Source organism: Bacillus sp. FSL M8-0166, from assembly GCF_038008825.1.
Classification (GTDB): domain Bacteria; phylum Bacillota; class Bacilli; order Bacillales; family Bacillaceae; genus Bacillus; species Bacillus safensis.
Genome location: NZ_JBBOZZ010000001.1, coordinates 537,294 through 563,484, shown reverse-complemented (window position 1 = coordinate 563,484; position 26,191 = coordinate 537,294). Strand labels below are relative to the sequence as shown.

At 40.8% G+C, this 26,191-nt stretch carries 33 protein-coding genes, 1 tRNA gene and 2 riboswitches; of the genes, 10 read left to right on the top strand and 24 right to left on the bottom strand.

The window, feature by feature from the left end; all coding sequences use genetic code 11:
- Nucleotides 1–13: 13 nt before the first annotated feature.
- Nucleotides 14–409 carry an SA1362 family protein gene (locus tag NSS92_RS03165; protein WP_340866896.1) on the top strand — a complete coding sequence of 132 codons (396 nt, stop codon included), beginning with the start codon at nucleotides 14–16 and terminating at the stop codon, nucleotides 407–409.
- On the opposite strand, the gene NSS92_RS03160 is transcribed toward NSS92_RS03165, so the two are convergent.
- The 3 genes from NSS92_RS03160 to NSS92_RS03150 all read right to left on the bottom strand — a co-directional run bounded on the left by NSS92_RS03160 (nucleotide 406) and on the right by NSS92_RS03150 (nucleotide 2,742).
- On the bottom strand, nucleotides 406–1,281 hold the full coding sequence (locus NSS92_RS03160) for a patatin-like phospholipase family protein (protein WP_267587341.1): 876 nt from the start codon (nucleotides 1,279–1,281) through the stop codon (nucleotides 406–408). The two genes, NSS92_RS03165 and NSS92_RS03160, sit on opposite strands and share 4 nt — an antisense overlap.
- Nucleotides 1,282–1,385: 104 nt before the next feature.
- Nucleotides 1,386–1,820 (bottom strand): transcriptional regulator MntR, encoded by a 435-nt coding sequence (mntR, locus tag NSS92_RS03155; RefSeq protein ID WP_003215946.1) that lies wholly within the window; start codon nucleotides 1,818–1,820, stop codon nucleotides 1,386–1,388.
- 85 nt (nucleotides 1,821–1,905) lie between these two features.
- Nucleotides 1,906–2,742 (bottom strand): lipoate--protein ligase family protein, encoded by an 837-nt coding sequence (locus NSS92_RS03150; RefSeq protein WP_267587340.1) that lies wholly within the window; start codon nucleotides 2,740–2,742, stop codon nucleotides 1,906–1,908.
- 219 nt (nucleotides 2,743–2,961) lie between these two features.
- Between NSS92_RS03150 and NSS92_RS03145 the strand changes: the two genes are divergently transcribed.
- Nucleotides 2,962–3,342, top strand: a complete 381-nt coding sequence (locus NSS92_RS03145; RefSeq protein WP_024422963.1) for a rhodanese-like domain-containing protein — start codon at nucleotides 2,962–2,964, stop codon at nucleotides 3,340–3,342.
- 44 nt (nucleotides 3,343–3,386) lie between these two features.
- On the opposite strand, the gene gcvPB is transcribed toward NSS92_RS03145, so the two are convergent.
- From gcvPB to gcvT, 3 genes are read right to left on the bottom strand one after another with little or no spacing between them, the layout of a single operon-like run.
- Entirely contained in the window at nucleotides 3,387–4,847 is a 1,461-nt protein-coding gene (gene gcvPB / locus NSS92_RS03140; RefSeq protein WP_340866895.1) for an aminomethyl-transferring glycine dehydrogenase subunit GcvPB, read from the bottom strand.
- Nucleotides 4,840–6,186: an aminomethyl-transferring glycine dehydrogenase subunit GcvPA gene (gcvPA, locus tag NSS92_RS03135; RefSeq protein ID WP_340866894.1), complete on the bottom strand. Its 1,347-nt coding sequence runs from the start codon at nucleotides 6,184–6,186 to the stop codon at nucleotides 4,840–4,842. Before gcvPA ends, gcvPB begins: the two co-directional genes overlap by 8 nt.
- A 16-nt stretch (nucleotides 6,187–6,202) precedes the next feature.
- Nucleotides 6,203–7,300 (bottom strand): glycine cleavage system aminomethyltransferase GcvT, encoded by a 1,098-nt coding sequence (gene gcvT, locus NSS92_RS03130; protein WP_340866893.1) that lies wholly within the window; start codon nucleotides 7,298–7,300, stop codon nucleotides 6,203–6,205.
- 103 nt (nucleotides 7,301–7,403) lie between these two features.
- Nucleotides 7,404–7,499: riboswitch (glycine riboswitch) on the bottom strand.
- Nucleotides 7,500–7,502: 3 nt separating this feature from the next.
- A riboswitch (glycine riboswitch) is annotated at nucleotides 7,503–7,609 on the bottom strand.
- 253 nt (nucleotides 7,610–7,862) lie between these two features.
- On the opposite strand from gcvT, the gene NSS92_RS03125 reads away from it, so the two are divergent.
- The 4 genes from NSS92_RS03125 (at nucleotide 7,863) to sinR (ending at nucleotide 11,060) form a co-directional block, all read left to right on the top strand.
- The gene (locus NSS92_RS03125; RefSeq protein ID WP_267587336.1) at nucleotides 7,863–9,533 is read left to right on the top strand and encodes a DEAD/DEAH box helicase; all 1,671 of its coding nucleotides are present in this window, start codon (nucleotides 7,863–7,865) and stop codon (nucleotides 9,531–9,533) included.
- A 14-nt stretch (nucleotides 9,534–9,547) separates the two neighbouring features.
- Nucleotides 9,548–10,345, top strand: a complete 798-nt coding sequence (locus tag NSS92_RS03120; RefSeq protein WP_340866892.1) for a YqhG family protein — start codon at nucleotides 9,548–9,550, stop codon at nucleotides 10,343–10,345.
- A 181-nt stretch (nucleotides 10,346–10,526) separates the two neighbouring features.
- Complete coding sequence (locus NSS92_RS03115; RefSeq protein WP_080967832.1) at nucleotides 10,527–10,691, top strand: anti-repressor SinI family protein; 165 nt, start codon at nucleotides 10,527–10,529, stop codon at nucleotides 10,689–10,691.
- Between the two features lie 33 nt (nucleotides 10,692–10,724).
- Nucleotides 10,725–11,060: a transcriptional regulator SinR gene (gene sinR, locus NSS92_RS03110; protein WP_024422969.1), complete on the top strand. Its 336-nt coding sequence runs from the start codon at nucleotides 10,725–10,727 to the stop codon at nucleotides 11,058–11,060.
- 67 nt (nucleotides 11,061–11,127) lie between these two features.
- On the opposite strand, the gene tasA is transcribed toward sinR, so the two are convergent.
- The 3 genes from tasA to tapA are packed head-to-tail and all read right to left on the bottom strand — an operon-like array spanning nucleotide 11,128 to nucleotide 13,138.
- Nucleotides 11,128–11,928, bottom strand: a complete 801-nt coding sequence (tasA, locus tag NSS92_RS03105) for a biofilm matrix protein TasA (RefSeq protein WP_034280222.1) — start codon at nucleotides 11,926–11,928, stop codon at nucleotides 11,128–11,130.
- Nucleotides 11,929–11,985: 57 nt separating this feature from the next.
- Nucleotides 11,986–12,558 carry a signal peptidase I SipW gene (gene sipW, locus NSS92_RS03100; protein ID WP_340866891.1) on the bottom strand — a complete coding sequence of 191 codons (573 nt, stop codon included), beginning with the start codon at nucleotides 12,556–12,558 and terminating at the stop codon, nucleotides 11,986–11,988.
- 52 nt (nucleotides 12,559–12,610) lie between these two features.
- Complete coding sequence (tapA, locus tag NSS92_RS03095) at nucleotides 12,611–13,138, bottom strand: amyloid fiber anchoring/assembly protein TapA (RefSeq protein WP_340866890.1); 528 nt, start codon at nucleotides 13,136–13,138, stop codon at nucleotides 12,611–12,613.
- Between the two features lie 299 nt (nucleotides 13,139–13,437).
- Between tapA and NSS92_RS03090 the strand changes: the two genes are divergently transcribed.
- Nucleotides 13,438–13,716 (top strand): DUF3889 domain-containing protein, encoded by a 279-nt coding sequence (locus NSS92_RS03090; protein ID WP_267587556.1) that lies wholly within the window; start codon nucleotides 13,438–13,440, stop codon nucleotides 13,714–13,716.
- Nucleotides 13,717–13,749: 33 nt separating this feature from the next.
- Here the strand turns inward: NSS92_RS03090 and NSS92_RS03085 are convergent, their stop codons facing one another.
- The 9 genes from NSS92_RS03085 to NSS92_RS03045 form a co-directional block, all read right to left on the bottom strand.
- Nucleotides 13,750–13,944 (bottom strand): YqzE family protein, encoded by a 195-nt coding sequence (locus tag NSS92_RS03085; protein ID WP_024718846.1) that lies wholly within the window; start codon nucleotides 13,942–13,944, stop codon nucleotides 13,750–13,752.
- Between the two features lie 59 nt (nucleotides 13,945–14,003).
- Nucleotides 14,004–14,387 carry a competence type IV pilus minor pilin ComGG gene (locus NSS92_RS03080; RefSeq protein WP_340866889.1) on the bottom strand — a complete coding sequence of 128 codons (384 nt, stop codon included), beginning with the start codon at nucleotides 14,385–14,387 and terminating at the stop codon, nucleotides 14,004–14,006.
- Nucleotides 14,384–14,911, bottom strand: a complete 528-nt coding sequence (gene comGF / locus NSS92_RS03075) for a competence type IV pilus minor pilin ComGF (RefSeq protein WP_267587331.1) — start codon at nucleotides 14,909–14,911, stop codon at nucleotides 14,384–14,386. Before comGF ends, NSS92_RS03080 begins: the two co-directional genes overlap by 4 nt.
- Complete coding sequence (comGE, locus tag NSS92_RS03070) at nucleotides 14,823–15,137, bottom strand: competence type IV pilus minor pilin ComGE (RefSeq protein ID WP_276569589.1); 315 nt, start codon at nucleotides 15,135–15,137, stop codon at nucleotides 14,823–14,825. Before comGE ends, comGF begins: the two co-directional genes overlap by 89 nt.
- Entirely contained in the window at nucleotides 15,121–15,567 is a 447-nt protein-coding gene (gene comGD, locus NSS92_RS03065; RefSeq protein WP_340866888.1) for a competence type IV pilus minor pilin ComGD, read from the bottom strand. The genes comGE and comGD overlap by 17 nt, the downstream gene beginning before the upstream one ends.
- Nucleotides 15,560–15,853, bottom strand: coding sequence for a competence type IV pilus major pilin ComGC (comGC, locus tag NSS92_RS03060; protein ID WP_340866887.1), 294 nt, complete (start codon nucleotides 15,851–15,853; stop codon nucleotides 15,560–15,562). Before comGC ends, comGD begins: the two co-directional genes overlap by 8 nt.
- Before the next feature lie 16 nt (nucleotides 15,854–15,869).
- Nucleotides 15,870–16,910, bottom strand: a complete 1,041-nt coding sequence (gene comGB, locus NSS92_RS03055; protein WP_340866886.1) for a competence type IV pilus assembly protein ComGB — start codon at nucleotides 16,908–16,910, stop codon at nucleotides 15,870–15,872.
- On the bottom strand, nucleotides 16,891–17,961 hold the full coding sequence (gene comGA / locus NSS92_RS03050) for a competence type IV pilus ATPase ComGA (protein ID WP_340866885.1): 1,071 nt from the start codon (nucleotides 17,959–17,961) through the stop codon (nucleotides 16,891–16,893). The genes comGB and comGA overlap by 20 nt, the downstream gene beginning before the upstream one ends.
- 177 nt (nucleotides 17,962–18,138) lie before the next feature.
- The gene (locus NSS92_RS03045) at nucleotides 18,139–19,014 is read right to left on the bottom strand and encodes an STAS domain-containing protein (protein ID WP_340866884.1); all 876 of its coding nucleotides are present in this window, start codon (nucleotides 19,012–19,014) and stop codon (nucleotides 18,139–18,141) included.
- A gap of 98 nt (nucleotides 19,015–19,112) precedes the next feature.
- Between NSS92_RS03045 and NSS92_RS03040 the strand changes: the two genes are divergently transcribed.
- Nucleotides 19,113–19,183 (top strand) — tRNA-Gln (locus NSS92_RS03040).
- 55 nt (nucleotides 19,184–19,238) lie between these two features.
- Here the strand turns inward: NSS92_RS03040 and NSS92_RS03035 are convergent.
- Nucleotides 19,239–19,619, bottom strand: coding sequence for a Spx/MgsR family RNA polymerase-binding regulatory protein (locus NSS92_RS03035; protein ID WP_007501232.1), 381 nt, complete (start codon nucleotides 19,617–19,619; stop codon nucleotides 19,239–19,241).
- Between the two features lie 213 nt (nucleotides 19,620–19,832).
- Between NSS92_RS03035 and NSS92_RS03030 the strand changes: the two genes are divergently transcribed.
- Nucleotides 19,833–20,075, top strand: a complete 243-nt coding sequence (locus NSS92_RS03030; protein ID WP_003217440.1) for a DUF2626 domain-containing protein — start codon at nucleotides 19,833–19,835, stop codon at nucleotides 20,073–20,075.
- Between the two features lie 45 nt (nucleotides 20,076–20,120).
- Here the strand turns inward: NSS92_RS03030 and NSS92_RS03025 are convergent, their stop codons facing one another.
- Nucleotides 20,121–20,759, bottom strand: a complete 639-nt coding sequence (locus NSS92_RS03025) for an MBL fold metallo-hydrolase (protein WP_340866883.1) — start codon at nucleotides 20,757–20,759, stop codon at nucleotides 20,121–20,123.
- Between the two features lie 157 nt (nucleotides 20,760–20,916).
- Between NSS92_RS03025 and NSS92_RS03020 the strand changes: the two genes are divergently transcribed.
- A complete protein-coding gene (locus NSS92_RS03020; RefSeq protein ID WP_003217333.1) occupies nucleotides 20,917–21,090 on the top strand; it encodes a DUF2759 domain-containing protein in 174 nt (57 codons plus the stop codon).
- Nucleotides 21,091–21,115: 25 nt separating this feature from the next.
- Here the strand turns inward: NSS92_RS03020 and NSS92_RS03015 are convergent, their stop codons facing one another.
- The 4 genes from NSS92_RS03015 to NSS92_RS03000 all read right to left on the bottom strand — a co-directional run bounded on the left by NSS92_RS03015 (nucleotide 21,116) and on the right by NSS92_RS03000 (nucleotide 26,045).
- Nucleotides 21,116–21,430 (bottom strand): MTH1187 family thiamine-binding protein, encoded by a 315-nt coding sequence (locus NSS92_RS03015; protein WP_024427984.1) that lies wholly within the window; start codon nucleotides 21,428–21,430, stop codon nucleotides 21,116–21,118.
- A 76-nt stretch (nucleotides 21,431–21,506) separates the two neighbouring features.
- Complete coding sequence (locus tag NSS92_RS03010) at nucleotides 21,507–22,760, bottom strand: MFS transporter (protein ID WP_340866882.1); 1,254 nt, start codon at nucleotides 22,758–22,760, stop codon at nucleotides 21,507–21,509.
- Nucleotides 22,761–22,915: 155 nt separating this feature from the next.
- Nucleotides 22,916–24,040, bottom strand: coding sequence for a M14 family zinc carboxypeptidase (locus NSS92_RS03005; protein WP_340866881.1), 1,125 nt, complete (start codon nucleotides 24,038–24,040; stop codon nucleotides 22,916–22,918).
- A gap of 85 nt (nucleotides 24,041–24,125) precedes the next feature.
- Nucleotides 24,126–26,045 (bottom strand): LTA synthase family protein, encoded by a 1,920-nt coding sequence (locus tag NSS92_RS03000; RefSeq protein ID WP_267587322.1) that lies wholly within the window; start codon nucleotides 26,043–26,045, stop codon nucleotides 24,126–24,128.
- Between the last annotated feature and the right edge of the window lie 146 nt (nucleotides 26,046–26,191).

Genomic DNA, 26,191 nt, shown 5'->3' with positions numbered 1-26,191 from the left:
GAGGTGGACAGTTATGAATCGCCGAGTACATCCTGCTTTTACCATTATTTTCGCTTTAGGTGTTTTTGGATTTGTGTACTTACTCACAACGAACCCTGGCAGACTTTTTACCATGCTGCTATCTGTTGTGATCATTGGAGCGGCTCTATTTTTCCTATTTAGATGGCTGATGAATCGAAGAACTGGAACAGAAGGCAATCTTTATCGTAAAGCAGTCAAACAATCAAAACGTCGCTACCAGCAGCCTAAACCAAAAACGAAAAGCCAGATGAAAAATCGGGTCACTCATCTGCGAAGCGTGCCGACTGACCACAAGTCTAAGCCCGTCCTTCTCAAAAAGAAAAGCCAAACACATTTGACTGTGATTGAAGGCAAGAAAAACAAAAAGAAGAATCGCGCCTTATTTTAAAATGTCCAGCTTTTTAAAAATTGCTCGGCCTTCTGTCTGCCTAGATCGACGAGCGCCTTTTTCTTTTCTGTCATGAGTTGAAAATCAGTGGCAATGACGTGTTCTACAGGAATAAAAATAATATGACGTTCGTGTTTTGTGGCGATATGTCTTTCGTCATGAGCACCACGCATCGTTTCAAAAAGAGCGCCAAACAGTTCAAACGCATTGCGGATGGAGTGTTGAGGGCGTTCTTTTTCGTTTGGCGTTAATGTGACACCGACGAACGGTCTTTTTTTCTCTTCAGCAAACAGCCAAATTGGAAAATTGCTAAGCACTCCTCCATCTACAATGGTACAAATGCCTTTTGAAGACTTCAGTTTGACAGGTTCGAAAAAATACGGCAGGCTGCAGCTCATTCGAATGGCCCTCGCAACGGAAAACCGCTCTGGATTTAAGCCGTATGAAGGAAGGTCGTCTGGCAGCACGAGGATTTTTCCATTCGTTAAATCGGACGCAACAATTTTCAGCGAATCTTTTTTGAGGTCTCCAAACACGGTGACCCCTTTTCGTTTTAGCACATCGGTCAGCCATTTTTCCAGCCGGTCTCCTTTATAAAGACCGAGACGCCAGTAAATGGATACCCACCTGAGCATTTTAAACGGGATGAATTGACATCTCCTATCAAGCAATTTGTGTTCATCCATTTCATCTAAAAGCGTCCGAATTTCCTGGCTTGTAAAACCTGCTGCGATGAGTGAAGCAATGATTGCTCCAGCACTTGTACCAGCAAGGCGGACAAATTGAAATCCTCTCGCTTCAAGCGCTTCATAGGCACCTGCAAGCGCTGCCCCCTTAATGCCTCCACCTGAGAACACACCATCTATCTTCATCAAGGAGCCCCCTTTGATTTCACGCTAATAATAGTGTAGGAGCATTTGCTTTCAATTAGAACTTTAATCAAAAAGGACACCCTTAGCACGGGTGTCCTTTTTGATTAAGATTCTTGATTTGTTTGTTCGTTTTTCTTTTGAATCGCTTTCAGCTGAACAGATCGCTCATCGTTTTCTTCGAAAAATTGAACGAGATCGCCGATGCGGTCAATGCTGTTCCAGCTGAGATGATGTTCAATGCCTTCTACATCATCATAAATTTTCTCTTCATCTACACCAATGATTCTTAAAAATTGCTCTAGCAGTTCATGTCTATATACGAGACGTTTTCCAATTTTTTTGCCTTTCGGGGTTAAAATTAGACCACGATACTTCTCATAAATGAGGTATTCATCTTTATCTAGCTTCTGAACCATTTTTGTTACAGAGGAGGGATGGACAGCGAGTGCTTCTGCAATATCAGAGACTCTGGCATATCCTTTTTCTTCTATCAGCATATAAATTTGTTCAATGTAATCTTCCATACTAGGCGTAGTCATAAAACCCCTCCATAATGCACCTTTACTTAATAATCAACCCAATTCTACACCAACGTTCATTAAAAAACAAGGAGAGTCCATCGTCTTAACGCTTGTAATTCCAATCATCTGAGGCATATTTCGTTTTGGCGAGATGATGGACAAACGCTAATTCTTCATCTGTCAGCTCATAAGGTTCAAGCTCAATATTTAATCCTTTTTCAAATCCTCTTTTAAACGCAGCACGCGCATCGTCTATTGTACAAGTTCGGTCTGAGATTTCATTGATGGCAACCGCTTTATTTTTAAAGCTTCGCTGCATCCGCTCTCTCACCCGGTCGTTTGGATAAAGGAACAAATCGAACAATTTGTCTTCATCAAGGTCAATTAAAATAGATCCATGCTGGAGGATGACTCCTTTTTGTCTCGTCTGAGCACTGCCCGCTACCTTTCTGCCTTCTACAACAAGCTCGTACCATGAAGGGGCATCAAAACATACAGATGATCTTGGGTTTTTTAAGCTTTCCTTTTCTTTATCTGTACGAGGAATGGCAAAATACGCATCGAGTCCCAGCTCTTTAAAGCCCTCTAAAATGCCTTCTGAAATAACGCGGTACGCCTCTGTCACCGTCGCTGGCATTTCTGGATGTTCTTCTGACACAATCACGCTGTAGGTCAGCTCCTGGTCATGAAGTACTCCCCGTCCTCCGGTTGGTCTGCGGACAAATCCAAGACCATATCGCTTGACGGCATCTAGGTTGATTTCTTTTTCAACGTTCTGAAAATACCCAACAGATAATGTCGCCGGATCCCATCCATAAAAGCGGATAACAGGTGGGATGAGCTTCTCACTATGCCAATAAAGTAAGGCTTCGTCCATTGCCATGTTAAAGGCAGGGTCTTGGTTTCCTGAATCAATGAAACACCATTTCTCTTTTTGCATATAAAATCCCTTCTCTTTTACGTAGTCAATGTTAGATGATGGTGGTGACCACCGGTTTTCTCTCTTCATCAGTCTATCAAATAGGGACGGAATTGAAAATAATTCTTACCATTTATGATGACAAGTTTCTTATGCTTTACTATAATAGTATTTGTCTAAAACGTACCATCAGACAGGCTACTGTGCTGATGCTCAAGAAGGAGTCGAGTTGTATTGTCAATATTCAACTATATCGTCCTCTCACTTTGTGGACTTTTCGTTCTTTATTCCATCGGCAGCTACATTTATCAGCAGCGCATTATGAAAACGCTGACGGAAGAAGAATTTATTAAAGGTTACCGCAAAGCCCAGCTCATTGATGTGAGAGAGCCAAATGAGTTTGAAGGCGGACATATTTTAGGGGCAAGAAATATCCCCCTTTCCCAACTAAAGCAGCGCAAAAATGAAATACGTCCTGACAAGCCTGTTTATCTCTATTGTCAAAATAATTTCAGAAGCGGAAAAGCAGCCCAAACTTTACGTAAAAACGGCTGCCGTGAGATTTATAATTTAAAAGGCGGCTTTAAAAAATGGGGCGGCCGCATCAAAACGAAGAACTAACAAAAAAGACTCTGGGAGCATGATTCCCCCTGAGTCTTTTTTCTTTATTTTCTTTCAAAAACGAGAACTGGATTCCGCGCGGCTTTTGTTTCGTCCATACGTTTGACAACCGTAGTATGCGGCGCTTCCTGCACCACTTCAGGATTCTCTTCTGCTTCTTTCGCAATTTGAATCATTGCTTCGATGAATGCATCAAGTGTTTCTTTTGATTCTGTTTCAGTCGGTTCAATCATGATACATTCCTCAACATTAAGCGGGAAGTAAATCGTTGGCGGATGATAGCCAAAATCAAGTAATCGTTTGGCAATATCCAATGTCCGCACACCTAATTTTTTCTGACGTTTACCTGAAAGGACAAATTCATGCTTACAGTGACGATCAAACGGCAAATCGAAATGAGCACTTAAACGGCGCATCATATAGTTCGCATTTAACACGGCATTATCGGTTACAGCCTTTAAGCCGTCTGGACCCATAGAGCGGATGTACGCATAAGCTCTGACGTTAATGCCAAAGTTGCCATAGAATGGCTTCACGCGCCCAATTGATTCTGGACGATCATCATCAAAGTAAAAACGGCCTTCCTTCTTCACAAGCACCGGCTTTGGCAAATACGGAATCAAATCCTTTTTGACGCCAACAGGACCTGAGCCGGGACCTCCGCCTCCGTGCGGGCCTGTAAAGGTTTTATGAAGATTTAAGTGGACAACATCAAATCCCATATCCCCCGGTCTTGCTCTGCTTAAAACAGCGTTCAAGTTAGCTCCGTCATAATAAAGCTTACCGCCAGCTCCGTGAACGATTTCAGCCATTTCTAAAATATTTTCTTCAAATAGGCCGAGTGTATTCGGGTTTGTGAGCATTAAAGCAGCTGTTTCTTCATTGACAACGCGGCGTAAATCTTCTAAATCAACAAGCCCGTTTTCATCAGATGCAACTGTAATGGTTTCAAATCCAGCCACTGTCGCAGATGCCGGGTTCGTTCCATGAGCAGAATCAGGCACAATGACTTTTGTACGCTGATGATCTCCTCTTGCTTCATGATACGCACGGATCATCATGAGTCCCGTCCATTCGCCATGTGCTCCTGCCGCAGGCTGCAATGTCACAGCGTCCATCCCCGTAATTTCTTCAAGATGATCACCTAGATCGTATAGTAATTCTAATGCACCTTGCACAGTGTCTGCCTCTTGTAGCGGATGAACTTGCGAGAAGCCTGCAAGGCGTGCAACCTTTTCATTAATCTTTGGATTATATTTCATCGTACAAGAGCCAAGAGGATAAAATCCGGAATCGACCCCATGATTGCGTCTTGATAATGCTGTATAATGACGCATAATATCAAGCTCAGATACTTCAGGAAGCTCAGCATCCTCATCACGGATATACGTCTCATCAAATAAAGACGGGATCTCCTGTTCAGGTACATCTAAATCAGGCAGGCTGTACCCAATTCTTCCTTCTTTAGATAATTCAAAAATAAGCGGCTGATCTTGTTTATTCATGGCGATCCCCCAATTCCTTGATAAACGTATCAATTTCTTCTTTTGTTCTTAGCTCTGTCACGGCTACAAGCATGTGCTGCTGAAGCTCTGGGTAGTCTAGCCCTAAGTCGTAGCCGCCGATGATTCCTTTTTCAAGCAATCGTTTATTGGCTTCTTTCACAGGCTCCTGTAACTTGATCACAAATTCATTAAAATGAGCCCCTTCTATATCCGCCTGCAGTCCATATTTTTCTGCCTGCTTTTTGGCATAATGGGCTTTTTGCACGTTTTGATAGGCGATGTCTTTTATGCCTGTTTTTCCTAGTGCCGTCATGGCAACAGAAGCAGCTAACGCATTTAATGCTTGGTTTGAGCAAATATTTGACGTCGCTTTATCTCTTCGGATGTGCTGCTCACGTGCTTGAAGGGTCAGGACAAATCCACGAACACCATTTTCATCTTCTGTCTGCCCGACTAAACGACCTGGCACTTTTCGCATCAGCTTTTTCGTCACAGCAAAATATCCGCAATGAGGTCCGCCAAATGCAGCCGGGATGCCGAACGGCTGCGCATCACCAACGACAATATCTGCCCCAAGTTTTCCAGGCGGCGTCAATAGCCCAAGTGCGAGGGGATTACTAGAGACAACGAACAGACTTTTTCCTTTATGCGCAATGGGTTCAATGTCTTTTAACGGCTCGACTACACCAAAAAAGTTTGGATATTGCACGAGAACTGCTGCTGTATCATCGCAGACCGCCTTTTCCAATGCAGCTAGATCTGTCTGCCCTTTTTTCGCAGGCACTTCAACGACTTCAATATGCTGTCCTTTGGCGTACGTTTTCAGCACCGCTCTTGATTCGGGGTGAACCGTTTCAGAAACGACCACTTTTTTCTTCTTTGTGTGTCCCGCAGCGAGCATCGCCGCTTCAGCTAGTGCCGTCCCGCCATCATACATCGAGGAGTTGGCAAGATCCATACCAGTCAGCTCAGCAATCATTGTTTGAAATTCAAAAATGGCTTGCAATTCACCTTGTGAAATCTCCGGCTGATAAGGTGTATACGCTGTATAAAATTCAGAGCGTGAGATAACATGATCGACAATGACAGGCTGGTAATGATCATATACACCTGCACCAAGAAACGATGCATAGGAAACTGTATCCTTATTCTTTGCAGCTAGTCGGGATAATTCCCTTACAAGCGCTGTTTCAGATGCGGCTTCTTTGATGTTGTATGCTCCTTTGAATCTAACTTTCTCTGGGATATCTGAAAAAAGCTCATCAATCGACTGAACGCCGATGACATCCAGCATTTCTTTTTGATCTTGCTCTGTTTGCGGCAAATACCTGTGCTTCATCCTCTATTCCCCCTCGTTATTTGGCTCTTTTATGAAATGGTGTTGCGACGATTTTGGCTTTTAGACGTTTTTTGCGAACTTGTACTTCCACCTCTGTTCCAAGCTCCGCCTCTGAGGTTTCGATCAAAGCAAGCCCGACATTTTTCTTTAATGTTGGGGATTGGGTGCCCGTTGTGACAAACCCAACCTGCCTTTCTCCTGAAAAAACTGGATAATCTGTACGCGGAATCCCTTTATCAATCATTTCAATGCCGACAAGCTTTCGCTTCAGTCCCTCTTCTTTTTGTTTTTTGAGTGCTGCTTTTCCGATAAAATCAGCCTCTTTATCCGTTTTGACAGCAAAACCAATTCCGCCTTCTAATGGAGAGATATCCTTTGTCAGCTCCTGGCCATAAAGCGGGAGTCTTGCTTCAAATCTCAAGGTGTCACGTGCACCGAGTCCGCATGGTATTAATCCTTTAGGCTGACCTGCTTCTAATAAAGCAGACCAAATATGGACCGCATCTTCTGACTGGCAGTAGATTTCAAAGCCGTCTTCCCCTGTGTAGCCTGTTCTAGAAACAAGTACTTCTTTATTTGCGACCTCAGCTTTTGATAAAAACGTAAATGGTTTAAGCGATGTCACCTCGTCATCCGCCACCTCTTTGATGATGTCAGCTGCAAGAGGTCCTTGAAGCGCTAGCAAGGCGGTTTGATCAGAAATATTTTTGATCAATACGTCATCCTCCCCTTGGTGCTTCAAGAGCCAATCCACATCTTTTTCGATATTTGATGCATTGATGACAAGCAAATAGTGATTCTTTTCTTTTTGGTAGACGAGCAGGTCATCTACCGTTCCGCCATCTTCATAACACATGGCTGTATATAGTGCCTTACCGTCTGTCAGCTTAGACACATCATTGGTTAATAACCTTTGTAAAAAAGGAAGGGCATCTTGACCTTTGACGTCCACCTCACCCATGTGAGACACATCAAAAAGCCCTGCTTTTGTTCGAACAGCTTCATGTTCTTCTTTAATGGAAGAAAATTGGACAGGTAATTCCCAGCCCCCGAAGTCAATGGTTTTTGCGCCAAACGTTTCATACGCATGAAAAAGCGGTGTTCGTTTCAACATCAATCGTTTCCCCCTTTTTTCTTACAGTGCAAATGCAAGCTGAATTTTCAGAAAAAAATCACAGCAAAAAAGGACAGAGCGCTCCCTTTTATCAAAAAGAAGTCTCTGTCCTTGCACCTGAAAGTTTACAGCACAACATCATTGTGCGTTTTCCCCTTTGGTGGTTTGCTAAAAACCGATGAGCAAACACTCTCCAGAGTTGCGTCCGGTAAGAGTACTTTTGCCTGAGAGATTCACTGAATCATTCAGCTTGCTCCTTCGGCGCCTGCCAGTGCAAAATAACCGCCAAGTCTCTCCCCATACCATCATCCGCTCATATTTTTCACATCTATTGGACATACTATCAAAATGGGTGACTTATTTTCTAGATCACTTACCAACATCCTACCATTAGAAATGGATGAAGGGCAACAGAAAAATCATTAACATTTTTAAAACAACCTTTCGATATCGTTCGCTTTTATTCATATATCTAGTCTTTTAAAGACTTCTTAAAAAATGAAGCGTTTAAAAACAGAACAATTTTATCAGACCCTACTAGAAAGAAAGGCAGGCGACCACATTGAATATTCAAACGATTTTTGATCAGGAATGGGCAAATGAATTTCAGCAGCGGCTTTCAGCAGACGGACCTTGGGCGAACTGGGATATGTATCGTTTAGCGACGCAGGTTCAAAAAGTCACAGCCATTGATTCATTCGAGGGGCTGCAAGCTCCTGCGCATCTGCCTGCATTCACACCTTTAAAACACCAGCTCGAAGTAGCCAGAAGAGTCGTAGAAGAAATGAATGGGAAAGCCATTCTAGCAGATGAAGTGGGACTTGGAAAAACCGTAGAAGCAGGACTCATTATCAAAGAATACATGATTCGTGGACTTGCCAAAAAGATTCTCATTCTCGTCCCCGCCTCCCTTGTATCTCAGTGGGTACAGGAGCTGCGGACGAAATTTTATATTGATGCTGTTGAACAAAAAAAGAGCTATGTGTGGGAGCAGTGTGACGTTGTGGTTTCTTCCATTGATACAGCCAAAAGACAGCCGCATCGAGACACGATTTTATCGATTGCGTACGATATGGTCATTATCGATGAAGCACATAAACTGAAAAACAATAAAACGAAAAACTATGAATTTGTGAGAAACCTGAATAAGAAGTTCTGCCTCCTGCTGACAGCGACACCTATTCAAAACCGGATCGGAGAAATATTTAATCTCGTTTCCCTTCTGAAGCCAGGCCATCTAGGAAATGAAGATCAATTTAAAGATGTCTTTGCCAAAAAGGACTTGCAGCTTGAAGACCATGACCGATTAAAACAGCTCGTCAATAAAGTGATGATTCGAAACCGAAGACAAGACACAGGCATCGAGTGGACAAAACGGCATGTCAAAACGATTTCCATTGATTTCTCTCCGACAGAACAAGCATTGTATGATGAAATCTGCAAGCTGAAAGAGAATCCGTCTTATACAAAGCATATGTTTTCTATTATGACCTTGGAACGAGAATGCTGTTCAAGCCGTGAGGCGGTTTATATGACGATTAAAAAAATGCAGGAAGAAGAAAAGCATATTCTCGGATCTTCTGCTATAGCGCAAATCATGGAGAAAATCAATCAAGTTGAGCAAAACTCAAAAGCGCTTGAAGTCGTCAAACTCATTCAGCAGTTAAATGAAAAGGTGATTATTTTCACCGAATACCGGGCAACACAAATTTATTTACAATGGTTTCTACAGCAAAATGGCATCAGCTCTGTTCCATTTAGGGGCGGCTTTAAGCGGGGCAAAAAAGATTGGATGAAAGATTTATTTAGAGAACGGGCGCAAGTGTTAATTGCTACAGAAGCTGGCGGTGAAGGGATCAACCTTCAGTTTTGTAACCAAATCATCAACTACGATCTCCCGTGGAACCCGATGCGTTTAGAACAGAGAATTGGACGTATCCACCGCCTTGGCCAAGAGCGAGATGTCCACATTTACAATATGTCAACAAACGGAACAGTTGAGGAGCATATTTTAAAGCTTTTATATGAAAAAATTCAGCTGTTTGAAAACGTTATAGGCGATTTAGATGATATTTTAACGAGAATTGATATTGAAGAAGTCGAAACAGAATTGCATCAAATTCTCTTCCAGCATGAACCGGACGGAGACATGAGAAAGAAATTAACCCAGTTTGCTTCTTATTTAACAGAAGCACAAACACCACTTTTAGAAAAAAGACAGCAAGGCTCATAAAGGAGAGTTGATCAATGGAGCAGCGTGACATTCACACCTTTCTTCTCCGTTTTTTCCAGGCGAATCAATGCAGCATATTAGAAGAAAGTGCAGGACATATGACCGTACAGCTGACAATCGAAATGGATAAACTGATTATGAACCGTCCTTTTTATTGGCACTGGCTTGAAAAAACTGGCGGTGTGCCTGAACCGCGGCAATTGACTTTCATCACAGATCAAAAAAAAGCGGGTGATACGACCAGTGGTGAATTTATCCATTTCGGCTCCCCCCGGTTATTTCAAATATTTGAGGCGGTCAAACAACAGGGCCGTTTTATCCGGCTTTATGAACGAGTTACCCCGCTTTCAAACAACCAGATCCCACTTGAGCCATGGCTTGGTCTCAATGTAAAAATTTCTTATCTTGCAGACCGGAAAAAAGATAAGCTTTTATCATTAGGCCTTCATCTCATACGCGGAGAAGTCATTGAACAATTTCAAGAAAAGCTGGAAGCCCGCGAGCTTTCGTCTCAAATTCCCGATTATTGCTTTACGATGAGCACAATGATTAAGCCAGAGAGCGGAATCAAACGGCTCTACAGCCTTATGGAGCGTTATGCCCATGAGGAGCCGGACGACTGGGCAGTGCGAGCCGTTCAAAAATGGAAGGAAGACTCCGAACTTTTAAACCAATTTTATGAAGGGACTTCAGACACATCTGTAGAATATGAAATAGAAAGACAAGCACTCAAAACTTTATACGAACCAAAAATCAGTCTTACGATTGAAAATGGCGGACTTTTTTACTTACAGCAAAAAAGAGGAGGTTGACTTATAGTCCCCTCCCTTTTATGTGACATACAATTTTCGATCAGTCTAAAGCTAAGTTTGTCTGTTTGTATTGGGCGGAAACATGACGCAAGCAAACTATGAGGTCTTACCACCTAAGTCTTTCCATTTCATGCGTTAAGTGCCTGAAATACATGATTCAGTATTTTAGGAGGGTATTTGTATGGAAAAGAAAACGAACAAATTAGACAGTGAATGGGTTCAATTATTACGCGAAGCTCGTAATGCAGGACTAACAGTTGAAGAAGTCCGTCATTTCCTCAAATCAAATGAAAAGTCCTCTAAGTCTCCCCCTCTGGTAAGAAGTCATTCTATCAAACCTTTCTGAATGTGCTATAATATCGAAAGGAAGGTGATGACATTGATTGGCCAGCGTATTAAACAATACCGCAATGAAAAAGGCTACTCACTATCAGAACTGGCCGAAAAGGCTGGGGTAGCGAAGTCTTATTTAAGCTCAATAGAAAGAAACTTGCAAACAAACCCCTCCATTCAATTTCTTGAAAAAGTCTCCGCTGTTCTGGACGTCTCGGTTCATACACTTTTAAACGAAAAAGATGAAACCGAATACGATGGTCAATTAGATAGTGAATGGGAAAAACTAGTTCGAGATGCAATGACATCAGGGGTTTCGAAAAAGCAATTTCGTGAATTTTTAGATTATCAAATCTGGAGAAAAAAGCAAGAAGAGGAGTAAAGCGCACGTTTTAGCGCATACTCCTCCAATTGCTATGCAGACCTTGATATCAGCCTAAAGACTGGCTTTATTTTTTATCTTCGCTGTGTGCTTTTTCGTTTTCTTTCACGTAGCCTTTTTCATCCGTATGCTTTTTTGGATTGATCGTTAAACCATTCCACTGAGTCGCTTCGAAGGAAAGATCAATTTGAATCGCATCGCCTTGGTATTTATTTTGGATATAGTGACCAGCTTTATCCTTCGTCTGGTCATTGATAAATTCAATGATCATTTCCACTTTATCGTAATCAAACGGATTCTTTGGAATGCCGTCATACTCTGGAGCCACTGTTCCATCAACAGTTGCTACATTAATTTTCCCACTTTCATGTAAAAACTTCTCATCGACGGCATGACGAAGCTTTTCAAATGCGGTCTGATCCTGTTTTGACGTTAATTGATGCAAGTCAAGCAGGTTTGCATGGTCTAAAATAATATTTTTCGGATAACCATTTCCACCTTCGGCTCCAACCGTAAGAACACTCACCTGAAACTGGCTGAGAAATTCTTCAGCTGTATTTTTACCGCCATTCTTCGCGGAAGATCCATCTGTAAACTGGCTGTAATCAAGACTCATCAGCACTTGGTTTATCGCTAGTGATCCCTTATTATCAAAATGAAATTCTTTCTTGATCCGATCACCAGGTTTTAAGTTCGCAAGGTTGATGGCGCCGGAGTTCTCTTTAGCAGATAAATCCAGCTCTCCTGTCGAGTAGACCGCGTTTGCCTTTTCAATATCATTAAACGCCGCCCATGTTCCCCCGCCAATTAATGCAAGACCTAAAGCCCCTGATAATACACCTAAACGAATTGATTTCTTCATTGCCATGAATAATAAACCCCCTAATTTATTGTTTTATTGAAACCTGATTAGGTTACAAACGATTTAAGCTTGTTCCTCTTTCATATGTACATCAGCCGTGTGTCTACGATGTTTCGCTGCGCCCACAAAATGAATGGTTGAATAAACGAGCAGCATGACACCTGGTATAATGAGGAGTAAAGCAGTTCCAGCTGATGTCCCTGCATACGAAAGAAGCTTTCCTGCATAAGGAATGTTCACTCCCATATACTGCGCAGTCACCTGATCCGCTTTTACCAGCGTGCCGTCCTGATACATATTATTGTCACCCTTCGTCTCAAACGCTTTATTTGCTCCTTTTCCCTTCACCCCAACAATTCGGTGGGTCACAAATGACTGATCCTGCTTCGTTTGAAACGTGATAATATCTCCTTTTTTGAGCGTCTCAGGTGTGGCTACCTGCTTTACGACAATCAGTGATCCAGCTAAAAATTCTGGTTCCATCGAGCCTGATAATACTTGCTTCAATTGATAACCGAAAATCTGAGGTTCTCCTCCTGTTGTTCTTGATGACAACACGACAATAAAACTGGCTATCATCACCGTGAACACCATCACATAAAGAATACTCCCAGACACCTTCATCCATTTTTTCATGACTCCTTCTCCCCTTCGCCTATCATTTTTTCACTTTAAAAGACAGCTCCATTTAGGACGCCTTTTCTTGACACTTTGAGAGCACCATCTGTTTAGACCAAAAGTACGCCTGATCAGATGTGCCAAACCCTTTAGGATAATAGATTTTAAATGCATAGATTCCATTTGTTTTTGCTTTATCTGTCGTGACAGTCGCTGTTTCTTGTGACAATAGGGACTTTATGGAGCCCTTTTCGAGAATATGACCATCTTGTAATGGTTTCTGATCATTCCCTATTTTATGTAATTCCCACTTCCATTCAGAGTACGCAATAGGCTGTCCACTATTTTTTAGTGTCATGCTCAGTCTTTGAGGTGCGCAGACTGTTCCTTCGATCATCGTTTGATCGATAAGCTCCAATTGACTTTGATCCCATTTTTTCGGCTGACAATGCTGATCTGTCTGTTCAAAATTTTCACATGTTTTCATGACAAAGTTTTTGTGCTCGACATCATTAAAAGAAGCATGCGTTGGTGTCATGATGGAAGACGTCAAAATCAAACAAATGGCACAAAAGAGTACAAAGAGCGACTGTTTCATTGATCCCTTCAACTCCTTGAACAGTTGTTCTTTAAAAAGAACGATTATATACAGTATAAGGAAATACCTATAAAACCCAAAACGTCAAATTAGTCCATTTTGTTCTTAAACAAGAACCATTCCGAGAAAATTCTCCCATTTTCTCATTCTTTCACCATATTCAACATTTTTTTGTGTGACATTTGTACTTCTTAAAACTTACATAAAAATGTAGGACTTGGTCAGGATAATAAGAGGTGAGGTGATGTTAAGTGAAATATGGAAAAATCATAATCATGCTCAGTTTACTGCTGAGTCCTATGATTCTAGACGTCAAACCTGTTGATGCGAAAGGTTTGACTGCCGCCGCAGATCAATGGGAAATGCGGGCAGTCAAAGAAGCAAAAAAAAGATATCCGCTAACGCAAGTCTTATTTAAACAAAAAGTATGGGACCGCCACCGCGAGAAGGAATCTGTGAAACAGTATCATATTACGTTAAAAGACCATACAAAGGAATTTGGGGTGTTTGTCACCATTTCCTATAACCCTTACTCAAACAAGGTGAATAAAGTGATTGTTGTGGAGGAATACAGCTAAAATGGCATAAAAAAACCGCCTGCTGGCGGCTTTTTACTTTCGGCGGTGTCGCTGGCGTTTTTTAAGCATCATGGAGAAGCCAAACGGCAGAACCCCAAATAAACGCTGTGAAAACGGTGGTTTCGTTTCCATTTTTTCTTGTTTGTGTTCCTTTCGTTCGTCTCGTGGTGTATTCATATATTTAATGATTTCCTGCGTCATATATTTTACATAGTCATTTGTTTTCAAGCACAATCACCTCTTCTTCTTTCAAGTGTTACCAGGAAGAGGATGATTTTATACACTGGCTATTCAGGGTTTGCCCATCTCATGATTTCACCGGTCTTCCAATACAGCATCAGTTCACGCTCATCGGATAAACCATCTTTTGTTTTCACCTTCACCAAAACAAGGACAAGTTTTTTCTTTTGATCGCATTTCATCCGTTTCAATGTCACACGGCCTTCTTCAGTATCAATATGGATTTTCTGTTTCTCACAAATACGTTCTACTGTGCTGGCAGCTTCACTCACACCTATCCTAACAAGCTGCTGTTTTTTATAAAAAGAAATCGCCAGCTCTGCACTTCTCAGCTCTTTTTGAAAGCCCATCGTTATTGCCCCTAGGATCAAGAGAAAAAATAGAATCGCCGCAAGCACATGCGGATAGATAAACCCTTCCTCTCTTTTCAAGATGTAGGAACCACCCCTTTATATGTGAAAAAAACGGCTTCATACACCTTACCAGATCTATCTGTGACTTTCAGGATAGCTCTATGCTGACTCGTTCTCACGTGAAATTGTTTCACCTTATGCAATAAAGGAAGATGTCCAGCTTGATCCGTTCGTTTTCGAAGCATCTCTTGGTATGGCTCAATCGTTACCACTCGCCCTTGATCGGAAATATACTCTAACGCTTTTCCTCCTTTCACCGATTTCACAGCAGCTGCGCGACTTAATTCCTCATCTAATTGCAGGACAGTCTGTTTCCACTCCATTTGGGAAAATAAGTCGATGTCTTCAAAAGGACGAGCTTTTTCAGCTGCTGAAAAGATCAGCACACAGCCAAAAGAAAGAAACAGAAATAGCTGCAATTGCCACAAAGCTTGTAGAAGGGTAAAAGCTTGTTCATCGGCCCACTTGCCGAAAGCATATGGTCTGCTTTTTTTGTACTTTGTATGAAACACATCCTTTCTGTTTACGCCAATTGAGAACATATGTGATCTCTCCTCTCTTCTTTTTGATGGAAGATGTTGTCCCATTTATGAACGCTTCATTCATCTGTTCATGCAAAATCTGATAAGCTTCAAGCTTGGCTCTTACTTCTTTTTTCCCCATCATGAGTTTTTCATAGACAGGCATGAGCACAAGGGCAGCAAATAGAAAGAGATGACAGGCAAACAGCGTCTCAAACGTACTAAATCCTCTATTGTTTTTGAACATGGATTCGCCCGCTTCCTAAATAAATCGTCAGTTTATACGATTGACTGCCAAATTCGACAATGAGAGATCCACCGCTGCTTGGATGTCCGTTTGCATTAAAATAGATACCTTGCGAGAATGTAGAAGTTTTGATGCTGCCCTTTTTATGCTGATAAGAAGCAATGACTTCGTTACTCTTTTGATCTATTACCTGATAAGATACATGCGGCGGATGGATCTCAACATGCACACGTGTTTTTTTGATAAATGCAGTATATGATGCCAATTGAAGATCTTGCTTCATGATGTTTACTTGTCTTTTGGCTTCAGCGTTTTCTATTATATTTGGGATTTTCCCTCCCATGATCGACAATACAATCGATAAAACAAGTAAGATCATCAGCTGTTCAATCAGGGTAAAACCCTTCTCATATAAAAATAATTTATTCATGCTTCACGTTGCCGTTTTGAATGACAATCGCTTTTCCATTAGGACAAGTTAACCCCTTTTTGACATAACCTTCTTTTTCTAATTCAGCTAAAGATGGCGTCTTCCCATCATGCTCCAATTCAAATGCCATTACTTGTGTGCTGACCATTGATTTAAGCCCTTCACAGCCCTTTGCCTGAATAGCTTGGTGATGACGTGTGATATTCGGTATGGTAATGAGTAAAAGAATGGATATTACGAGCATGACTATTAACATTTCTAACAGGGTAAATCCTTTATCATTCATGTCTCTGTCCTCCTTCTTACACTTGCTCCATTAGTTGATACATTGGTAAAAGAATAGATAAATACACGATGAGTATAAGAAGTGCTGTTACCCCATAAATAACTGGCTGCAGCCAAGAAATCCATTTTTCAATTTTTAGCTCTGCACTCTCTAATAGAAATTGGCTGTACGTGTACATTTCTCTCGCAAGCATTCCGCTGGCTTCACCATGCTTGATGATGGCTGCAAAATGTTTTTCGAAAAAAGGACTCACGCTTACTTGATGCGCCATGCTTTCTCCTTTTCTTAACTCATCCATCATTTGTTCACCTATTTCTTGAAGAAAAGGCAGGTAGCTTTGCTGTTTAAAAGCTTGCAAACCTTCGTACATCGATAATCCAGCCTGAAGCAGTCCGCTGAGCTGAAGAGAAAAAAGGTACGTATGCATCAGCTGCAACCCTTTATATAAAAAAGGCAGCTTACTCATCACCCTCAGCTTCTCAAGGGTCGACTTTTTCCTAAAAAACACAGCATAATATCCGGTAAGACAGATACACATACAACTGGTGATGAGCAGAAAAGCATGAAGGAATTGAAAAATTCCAAACATTCCTTGAATCAACCAAGACATGCGGGTATCCATCGATGAGTACAAAACAGAAAATTGAGGAATGATCATTTTCTGAACGAGTATCAGCACGACCAGAACCGTGAAGATGAGGAAGAGCGGGTAACGTAACATGCGTTTAAACGTGTCTAACTGCTTGACTTTTTTCTCTAAAAAACGGGCGCTTTGTTCTAAAGCACGGGCTAGGCTGCCATGCTTCTCAGAAAAACATAGTATGGCGATGACTTCACGCTGAAAGTGGAGTCTCTCGAGCACCACATAAAACGGCTCCCCTTCGTGCAGCCACTGAATACCTAGTTTTAATTGCTGCCGCTGTTGTTTTGATAACTGGATATTCACCATCACTAATGCCTCAATCAATGTATATCCAGCCTGAATCAATTGAGCCAGTTTTGATAGGCATTCAGCTTGGGCCTTTTTAGACCATACTTTAGAGGCTCGCTTCTTCATAAACCCAGCGGTGATATGTGTTTTTCGATAAATAGCCTAGTGCCACTCCTTTACGAATTAATTTTTGCAATGTTTCATATGACGAGTGAGCAAATTCTCCTTTCGCCTCTTTCATACACTCACCAAGCTCTTTTCCGAAAAGCAATTCAAATACATTTGTTCGTCTGACTGGCCGATTTAGTTTGCAATAAAGCTCACACGTTTCGCCGCAAAAAGGACATGCGAGTTCGATTAACCGCTGAGCAGCGATAGCAACCATTGTTTGTTCGAGTTCATTCATCGTCACACCAAATTCCAGCATTCGATAAAGAGCTCCTTTTGCATTTTTTGCATGCAATGTACTCATGACCAAATGACCTGTTAGAGCTGCTCTAATGGCTGTTCTGGCCGTTTCAGCATCTCTTATTTCTCCAAGCACAATCATATCTGGATCATGTCTTAAAATAGCGCGTAATCCAGCGGCATACGTGATGCCGGCTTTTTCATTCACTTGAACCTGCAGCACTTCTTCATTCCTCGTTTCGACAGGGTCTTCAAGGGTAATAATATTTCGATTAAAATTCTTTTTTGCAAACTGGATTAATGAATATAGTGTTGTTGTTTTCCCTGAATTTGTTGGCCCAGTAAATAAGATGAGTCCATGCGAATGATTCAAAAATGATAATAACCTGGCTGAGGCTTTCGGAAATAATGATAGATGTTTTATTTTCGGAACATGATCCTGCGGTAAAATTCTAATCACTAAGCTCTCATCATTCACTGTCGGTAAGGTAGACATCCGAATAAACACTTGGCCGTTTCTTAGCATCACAGCTAGTGAGCCATTTTGCGGTCTCCTTTTTTCCCCGATATCCATAGAAGATAAAAATTTAAAATGTGCAATAAGCCGTTCTCCGCTTTTTTTATCAATGGTTCGCTGCTGGATTAAATCTGAGTCAACACGAAAAGACACCGAAGCTTCCTTTTCTTTTGGCACAATATGCACATCAGAAGCCCTCATGCGGCATGCTTCTTCTAGCAGCTCTTGTCTTAAATATTCAATCCCATACAAGTGGATCACTCCTTTCTCTGACCACATTGTAGGATAGAGGAACCTGAATGACAAAAGAGCATTTTATGATTTTCATGACTAATAAATGATGAAAACCCTCAACTCTCGATGCATCACATCATTTTTTAGAAAAGAGCATATAAAAAAACCTGACTTTTACAAGTACAGGTTTTTTGGTCATGATGTTGCTTCTTGCTGCTGCTCTTCAAAAATGCGAAATCCTCTTTTTTCTAAAGCTTTTGCAAGGCTGTGTTCAGTATTTACTTTTGAGAAATCAATGCCGAGTTTCACTACAGTTTGAGCGATCTCTGGGCGAATGCCTGATATAATCGTCTCAATTCCTAGCAGCTTCGCACTATCGACCACTTTAAACAGCTGAAAAGCAACCATCGTATCAACAACGGGAACGCCAGATATATCAATAAATAAATGCGTTAGACGCAGTCTAGATGCCTGTTCTAGTACGGATTCCAAAATGATTTTGGCCCGGTACGTATCGATTTCTCCGATCAGTGGCAAAATCCCGATTTCCTTTGATACTGGAATAACAGGGGCACTCAGTTCTTGAATCATCTCTCTTTGTGCATTCAGCTGACTGAGTGTCACACGGTCATATTCTTCTGATAAACGCTCAATCATATCATCAAATGTGGCGTGAAAGTGCTGATTCCACTGACACACATCTTGCAGCGTCACATCAAGCTCTGTTTCTTGGGTGAATGTCTCAATTCTCGAACAGAAAATGTGGCGGAAGATCTTAAATTGTCCAATGATTTCATATAACGGCACCTCGTGAACTGCTCGATCACGTGCAATATCAACAGACCATTTTTTCAAATGGTTTTCTACTTTATCTGACAGCGTCACAAGTGTTGCTGCAATGGTTTGAATAAACGCAGTGTTCTGTTCCTTCAGCTTCTTTTCCGTTTCCTCTGAAGCATGTTTAGAATATAATGAGCCTTCTTCTGTTCTTGTCTTTAGCCATTCTTCGGTCATGACAGGGGCTTCTTTTAGGATAAATTCGTATAATTGCTTAGATTTTTCATTTTTCATTTACTTCTTTCGCTCCTTTTTCACTTAAAACTCGTGACATACAACTTTTATGTATAAATGACCGTAGATGGTGAACAATATCATTACACGTTTGATATTGGGCTATAGCCAAGTGGTAAGGCAATGGACTTTGACTCCGTGATCGTTGGTTCGAACCCAGCTAGCCCAGTTCAGCACAAAAACGAAGACGGCTGAAGCATGTTTCAGCTGATCTTCGTTTTTTATTAGGAAACTGATTGATGAATCGCTTTCTTTTTTGATATTTTCATGAGTTCTCCGGGATTATAACCAACTACTAATTTATTTCCATCAATGATGATTGGTCTCCGGAGCAGTTTTGGTTTTTCAATGAGAAGCTGCAAAACCTCGTTTACTTTTAAGTCATTAATATTTAAATTTAAGCTTTTAAAAGCCTGACTTCGTGTGGCTAAAATTTCATCCATTCCTTCTGTTGTTAAAGAAAGAATCTTTTTTAATTCATCTAGTGTTGGCGTTTCTCTGAAAAGGTGACGCTCTTTAAAATCAATTTGATTCGCCTTTAACCAATGTTTTGTTTTGCGGCAAGACGTGCAGCTAGGGTATGAATAAAAAGTAATGTCACTCATTAGTCTTCCTCCTTAGGTCGTTAACCTTTTCTCTTATGGAGTAAGTACCCTCATGTTTTTCGGCATAAACACTTTTTCTTGATTTTTTCAAAAAAATTTTTTTCTACATTCAAAATAAATTGTTCACATGATGTCAAAAATGTAAATGTTTACATAACAAGTGATGATCAGCTATAATATGAATCAAAGGGGTTTTTAAGGGGAGGGAAAGAAATGAATCGCATGTTCCGCGTGCTTGGCTTTTGGACGGGTATTTTTGCTGTCATGTTCTATTTAGGACATATGAAAGATGCATCGCTGCTGTTCTTCGGTCAAACCGTTCTTTTTGTATTTTTATCCTACTTGAATTTATCCGAAAGAATGTATATTTACATTTTCGGAGCGTACTTGACGATTTTCTTTGCCGGATTTACATATTATTCGATTTTCATCATGGTTCCCGGTACCGGACATTAATTGAAAAAAGCATCTCTATAAAAAGAGATGCTTTTTTTCATACGTTTAAAAAGAAAAACCATTGATAAACGGATTTTGTTCCTGCTCCGTGAGTACAGTGGTTTCTCCGCCATGTCCACTTAAAACAAGAGTTGATTCTGGTAAAGACAATAATTTTTTATGGATTGATTGAAGCAGCACTTCCTGACTGCCGCCTACTAAATCTGTTCTCCCGATGCCGCCTTCAAATAGCGTGTCACCAGAAATAACAAATCCCTCTTCCGCCGAATAGTAAGACACACTGCCAGGTGAATGCCCCGGTGTATGGAACATTTCTAATGTAAACGACCCAATTTGAAGCGTTCCTTCTGACGTAATCAATTTCTCAGCTTCTTTGACTGTAATTCCATTCCCAATCAAACGAGCTGAACCGTTTAATTCAGCGTTCGTGAGCCATTCTTTTTCATTTTCATGTACATATAGCGGCACTCCCCACTCTTCGCGTACCTCATCTGCTGCACCAATATGATCAAAATGAGCATGTGTCAATAAGACAGCAAGCGGTGTGAGCTGTTTTTCTTTTACATAGGAAATCAGCTTTTGCGCTTCACCGCCTGGATCAAAAATTAAGCACTCTCCCAGCTCGTTTTTCCAAATATATGCGTTCGCTTGTACATAGCCTAAAGGCATTCTTCTCCAATTCATTTTCATCACCTACTTTATTCATTCTTTTTTATTATGAAGGCTATTCTATAAAAATTCAAACAATCGTCAACTGGAATCTACTCGACAAGCTTTATGAAAACGGTTAAAATGAAAAGAAAGGAAATCAAGGGGATTGATGACAAAGGGGGACTTTCACATGATGCTCGTCATTATTTTTGGTCTAGTCACGATTTTAGCTGCGCTCGGCATCTATCGTTCACTAAAAAAAGTGAACGTACTTGCCATTGCTTTTGCTGGCGCTACATTTTTGGTTTTTGGATGGTTCACTGTCATGACCATCATCTATAGCGGTTATCCAACTGCACATTAAAAGCCTGCATAATAGCAGGCTTTTTTTATTGATTTAAGTGCTTATTCACGCTTTCTAATTTGCTTGTAAGCGTTGTGGTTTGATCCCGTCTGTCATCGATGCGAATATTGGTCGCTACTCGGTGCAATCCCTTTTCAAAAGGGGCTTCATGAATGCGCTGAATGACCTCAAATAAAACGGATAATTCCCCTTCAATTAACGTATTCATCGGTGTTAATTGATATTTGATTTTTCCTTCTTGTTGAAAGCCTTCTAAAATTCTTTGTACATCTGCTACATAAGCACTGACACTTGGTGTTTCAGTGCCTATTGGAATGATGGTGACGTCTGCTATAGCCATAATTTTTCCCCTTTCAATCAAATTCTTATGTTATCTCGTCCTCATTGTAACCTATCCTTATTCAATCATGCCATGCTCACGTTGCATTTAAAGCAGGTTTGTCTCGTTCTACCGTCAAATCCGCTCTCTCTACCTTCCCGATCTTTGTAAACAGAAGCAGGCATATACCTGAAACAGCTTCAATGATGCCGCCAGCCGCAATGACATACCCAGACCCAAATATTGTTGCCATATAGCCGCCAATGAGGGCGCCTAACGGAATCATTAAATAGGAAATCATGTTGATGATCGCATACACTTGCGGCTGATCCTCTGCCTTTACTGACAATTGAATCATCGTATGTTCGGGTACGTTAACTGCACTAATGGCTGCTCCTAAAGCAAAAGCTGATATAAACACAAGAGGCAATAATGCGTTCATGCCTGTGATGAAGAAGGCGATTCCATCAACGATCCCAGCACCTATAAACAGCAATCCATACCGATTCACTTTTATCTTTGTCAAAACAAACCCCATCAAAAATGCGCCTAGTGCCGTTGTGACTTTGATGAATGAATAGACGACCGGTCCACTATGTAAGTCTTCAGTTAAATAAATAACAGACAATGCTTCCCATGGTGCCGCAGCAAAGTTTGAACAGACACAAAAAATCGCTAAGGGAAACAAAATATGATGGCTTCTAACAAGTGAAAAACCTCGAATTAATCTTTTGCCGTAAGATAATCCTTTTTTGGCTTTATCGATGATGACTTCTGTTTGATATGAAATCATTAGCACCAATAAAGCGGACAAAAGGTAAAGTGGAATGATCACAAGCATTGTATAACCTACACCTACAAATGCAATCATGACACCACAAATCGTTACCGTCACAAGTCTTACTACATGACTTGCTGATTGGATGGTTGCATTTGCTTTTTGTATGAGGTCCTCATGGACAAGCTTTGGAATAATCGATACAGATGCCGGTTCATAGGAGCCTCCTGTCGCCGAATGCAGCAGCATACAGCCAATGATGAGGACTAATGGTGTGAAACCATAAAAGTAACTGACAACGATCACAAGAATAATCGCTCCTCGTGTTAAATCAGCAAAACACATCCAAAATTTCAATTGATGCGGCTTCATCATAGGCGTAATAAATGGCCCAACAATTGCTTGAGGAACAAAGCTGACCGCAATAAAAAAAGCTGTCCCTATGGCCCCTTTCCCTCCTAGTACTAAAAGCCACAAGATGGTGTTGAAAGATAAACTATCAGCCGTAATTTTGCACATTTTAGAAACAAATAAATAAGTAAAATTTCTTTTCCACAGGCTTTGAGCACTCAATAGTCGACATCTCCCTAAATCATATCCTTTTTTTTACATCCATATCTTTCACAATAGCTTACAAGGGGACCTTCGTCAATTACTTCAACATTGTTTTTATTGACCATAAGCAATTGAATGTTTCCCAAATATGAAAAAGCACCAGACAGGTGCTTTTAACACTTACACGCTTCCCACAAAAGCCGTTTTGTTTTTTCATAGATTGAATCAAATTGATCCATGGAAAGAGGATTTTTCCCTAGACCAAGCTCGACTGTATAGCCCTCACTATGAAATTGATAAATAAACCAATCGCGATAGCCTGCATAGCTGTCGAGATATTGGATCGGTTTGTAGCCGCTCACTTGTTCGAATCGTTTGATCGTTTCTTTTGAGAGAGCTGGCTCATGGCCAAGAAAACCCCAATAAATCTCTTCTCCTTGTGTATGAAGGGCGATCAGCCGGTCAAATCGTTTTCGCAACGCAAGATTTGCCATCGCTTTCGCTTCTGGTTCTGTTAATGGCTCGTGCCCAGGATAATCCCGGTAGGACGGTGCCTTCGACTGATGACGATAGTACTCGATCTCCCAATAAGCAGGGAATTGATTGTTTAAATCCACCCCTCGAATATTTGCTTTCCATTCCCGGTAATCGGAATATCCACCGTTTAGCAGTGTGAATTCTTCACTATGAAGACCTAGTGACTCCGGTCCATTACGAACCAAATCCACTCCATCAGGATTGACCATTGGCACGATGGATAAAGCGGTGGTCTGCAGGATATGAACCGCTTCATAATGTCTTGCCTGCACTGGGTCAGACGCTGCTAAGCAAAGCGATTTCAGCCATTTTAATAAAACAGACGTCGTGATCCATTCATTTGCATGAAATGAGGCATTGAGATGAATAGAATGTAAATGCTGAACAGGCTCTGTTCGGATCTCATAAATAGGTGTATCAAGCACTGATTGGCCAATGACGCTGATATGAAGAAAAGGAAATACAGCTTTCAAGCGGCTCAGCTCTTCTTCTAATTGAGCGCTATCATATTCAAATGTTCCATTGATCCAATCATCGGATTGCTGCAGTCTGTAAGGTGCAATAAATCTCTGCACATCACCTATCGAATCAAATACATGGACTCCTTCTGGAAGTCTATATCCTGGTAAAAGAAGCTCATCAGTGCGTGATGGATTAGATAGATGAAAAGCAGCTTTTCCTATGCCAAGCTGCTTTGCCACAGCATCCCTCCCCGCTTCATCCAGCTGCCATTCAATTTTTCCAAACGACGTTGTCTTCATTTACATCCCTCCTCTCATACTATATGAGCCGGGAGGCAAAAAAAGAAAACCTCTGCTTCTAAAATAGCAGAGGTTTTCTCATCTGTTAGGACGCCTTTTTCAGCTCCGTTTCACCTTCTTTTTTGGATGGTGAATGGTCCGGGCTGTTTCGCTCATAAAATCTAAGGAGATCCCCGTAAATGATTTGATCAGAGAATTGAAGCTCCTGCTTCGCCTTCTCTTCATAAGACTGACACACGTTTTTATCATCTGCTGGCTCGCCCGTTTCTTTATTGTAGCAAACACCATCTGTAAAAATGCTGTCCTTCGTAATAAAGCTTCCGTCACGGAGTACTGTAAAGTCATTCGTATCTTTCGATAAAAGGTCATGACCAAATTGAATTTGTTTACTTGTATCAATTCCTAGAAGATTGAGTACAGTTGGACGGATATCGACCTGACCGCCTACCGTATCAATTTCTTTTGGATGTTGATCTGTCACCCCTGGAATGTGTACAACAAACGGGACTTTTTGAAGCTGCACTTCTTCAAATGGCGTAATCTCTTTATTTAAGAATTGTCCCATGGCTTCGTTATGGTTTTCAGAAATTCCGTAGTGATCCCCATACAAAACAAAAATAGAGTTATCGTATAACCCAGCTTCCTTCATCTTTTTAAAGAAAAGCTTAAGAGCTTCATCTTGATAACGCACTGTAGGGAAGTACTTGTTCAGCGTTTTACTCTTTGAATCATATTCATCAATGAGCTTATCTTCTTCATCTAAATCAAAAGGGAAATGGTTCGTTAATGTAATCAATCTTGTATAGAAAGGCTGCGGGATCGATTTCATTAATTCAGCGGACTGCTCAAAGAATGGACCATCTTTCAGTCCCCAGCCAACTGAGTTTTCTTCATTCACATCAAATGATTTAATATCAAAGAACTTGTCGTAGCCAAAGCTATCGTAGATAAGGTCGCGGTTCCAGAAACTTTTGTTATTCGCATGAATAACAGAAGAATGGTAGCCCTCATCCTTTAACAGCTCAGGTGTCGCTGTAAACTCATTGCTTGGATTTGTGAAGAACACAGCCCCTCTTCCAAGTGGATAAAGAGAATTATCTACAATAAACTCTGAGTCAGATGTTTTCCCTTGACCTGTTTGGTGGTAAAAATTAGTAAAGTTATAACTCTTCTTGATCAATTTGTTTAAAAACGGAGTAATTTCTTTCCCGTTTAATTTTTCATTGATCACGAAACTCTGTGTAGACTCAAGTGATACAAGAATGACATTTCGTCCTTTTGCTTGACCAAATGTCTTTTCATTACGGTCCGTTTGATTTGCGCTTACATAGTTTTCAATTTCAGTTAAGCTATTACTGTCAGCAAGAGCTCGTTGGGCGGACTGCTTCGATTGCAATACCCCATCATAAATATGGAAGTTATATAAGCTGATATTTTTCACCAGCATCTCACGGTCAAATGAGCGAGTAAGCAGTTCTGGTCTTTCTGTTTCAGCTAAACCAAGGTTAAAGAAAAATGTAGCTGCCACAAATAAGTAATATGCCGCTCGTTCTTTTCGTGAAATGGTGACATCTGTTCTAAAGGAAGGCTGTTTTTTATAAAGCCAAATTAAAATGATGATATCAACGAACATCAGTAAATCGACTGGTTCAATTAAAGAGGTAATACTTGACCCGAGGTCACCCATATTGTTTGTTTGAAATAGGACGGGGATGGTTAGAAAATCACTATAGAATCGATAAAACACAATGTTGGCTAACAAAATGAATGTCAGGATAAAGCTTGTCACGATGATATATCGATTGCGATTTTTTTCTTTGAAAAATAAACCGATACCGAAGATAAACAAAAGAAAACTAAGCGGATTAATAAACAGGATAAACTCCTGCATGAAATTTTCAATTTTAATATTGAAGCTAGATTTATAGATAACATAGGTTTTGACCCACATCAGCAATGTCGCAATCAGTAAAAATGAAATCGCCTTTAATCTATTCTTTCGCATTGTGACCTCCTTATGCTAAGCGCGCACCCAGGCTCTAGATATACCCTAATTATTGGTGCTTCTAGAAAAATAACTAAAGTATATCTTATCCTGTATATGATGGAAAATCAATGTCTTTTTCCTCATGACAAACTTATGAATATGCT

Bases quoted from the DNA above. Each gene is read 5' to 3' on its own strand.
- NSS92_RS03025 (WP_340866883.1), bottom strand. From the start codon at position 20,759: ATGAATTGGAGAAGAATGCCTTTAGGCTATGTACAAGCGAACGCATAT.
- NSS92_RS03150 (WP_267587340.1), bottom strand. From the start codon at position 2,742: ATGCAAAAAGAGAAATGGTGTTTCATTGATTCAGGAAACCAAGACCCT.
- NSS92_RS03000 (WP_267587322.1), bottom strand. From the start codon at position 26,045: ATGCGAAAGAATAGATTAAAGGCGATTTCATTTTTACTGATTGCGACA.
- NSS92_RS03035 (WP_007501232.1), bottom strand. From the start codon at position 19,619: ATGAGTGACATTACTTTTTATTCATACCCTAGCTGCACGTCTTGCCGC.
- sipW (WP_340866891.1), bottom strand. From the start codon at position 12,558: ATGAAAAAATGGATGAAGGTGTCTGGGAGTATTCTTTATGTGATGGTG.
- comGC (WP_340866887.1), bottom strand. From the start codon at position 15,853: ATGAATGATAAAGGATTTACCCTGTTAGAAATGTTAATAGTCATGCTC.
- comGD (WP_340866888.1), bottom strand. From the start codon at position 15,567: ATGAATAAATTATTTTTATATGAGAAGGGTTTTACCCTGATTGAACAG.
- NSS92_RS03030 (WP_003217440.1), top strand. From the start codon at position 19,833: ATGAATCGCATGTTCCGCGTGCTTGGCTTTTGGACGGGTATTTTTGCT.
- NSS92_RS03115 (WP_080967832.1), top strand. From the start codon at position 10,527: ATGGAAAAGAAAACGAACAAATTAGACAGTGAATGGGTTCAATTATTA.
- NSS92_RS03090 (WP_267587556.1), top strand. From the start codon at position 13,438: ATGATTCTAGACGTCAAACCTGTTGATGCGAAAGGTTTGACTGCCGCC.
- NSS92_RS03015 (WP_024427984.1), bottom strand. From the start codon at position 21,430: ATGGCTATAGCAGACGTCACCATCATTCCAATAGGCACTGAAACACCA.
- comGE (WP_276569589.1), bottom strand. From the start codon at position 15,137: ATGTTCAAAAACAATAGAGGATTTAGTACGTTTGAGACGCTGTTTGCC.
- comGB (WP_340866886.1), bottom strand. From the start codon at position 16,910: ATGAAGAAGCGAGCCTCTAAAGTATGGTCTAAAAAGGCCCAAGCTGAA.
- comGF (WP_267587331.1), bottom strand. From the start codon at position 14,911: ATGTTCTCAATTGGCGTAAACAGAAAGGATGTGTTTCATACAAAGTAC.
- gcvT (WP_340866893.1), bottom strand. From the start codon at position 7,300: ATGTTGAAACGAACACCGCTTTTTCATGCGTATGAAACGTTTGGCGCA.
- tasA (WP_034280222.1), bottom strand. From the start codon at position 11,928: ATGGCAATGAAGAAATCAATTCGTTTAGGTGTATTATCAGGGGCTTTA.
- gcvPB (WP_340866895.1), bottom strand. From the start codon at position 4,847: ATGAATAAACAAGATCAGCCGCTTATTTTTGAATTATCTAAAGAAGGA.
- NSS92_RS03020 (WP_003217333.1), top strand. From the start codon at position 20,917: ATGATGCTCGTCATTATTTTTGGTCTAGTCACGATTTTAGCTGCGCTC.
- mntR (WP_003215946.1), bottom strand. From the start codon at position 1,820: ATGACTACGCCTAGTATGGAAGATTACATTGAACAAATTTATATGCTG.
- NSS92_RS03045 (WP_340866884.1), bottom strand. From the start codon at position 19,014: ATGAAAAATGAAAAATCTAAGCAATTATACGAATTTATCCTAAAAGAA.
- tapA (WP_340866890.1), bottom strand. From the start codon at position 13,138: ATGAAACAGTCGCTCTTTGTACTCTTTTGTGCCATTTGTTTGATTTTG.
- NSS92_RS03005 (WP_340866881.1), bottom strand. From the start codon at position 24,040: ATGAAGACAACGTCGTTTGGAAAAATTGAATGGCAGCTGGATGAAGCG.
- NSS92_RS03160 (WP_267587341.1), bottom strand. From the start codon at position 1,281: ATGAAGATAGATGGTGTGTTCTCAGGTGGAGGCATTAAGGGGGCAGCG.
- NSS92_RS03120 (WP_340866892.1), top strand. From the start codon at position 9,548: ATGGAGCAGCGTGACATTCACACCTTTCTTCTCCGTTTTTTCCAGGCG.
- gcvPA (WP_340866894.1), bottom strand. From the start codon at position 6,186: ATGAAGCACAGGTATTTGCCGCAAACAGAGCAAGATCAAAAAGAAATG.
- NSS92_RS03165 (WP_340866896.1), top strand. From the start codon at position 14: ATGAATCGCCGAGTACATCCTGCTTTTACCATTATTTTCGCTTTAGGT.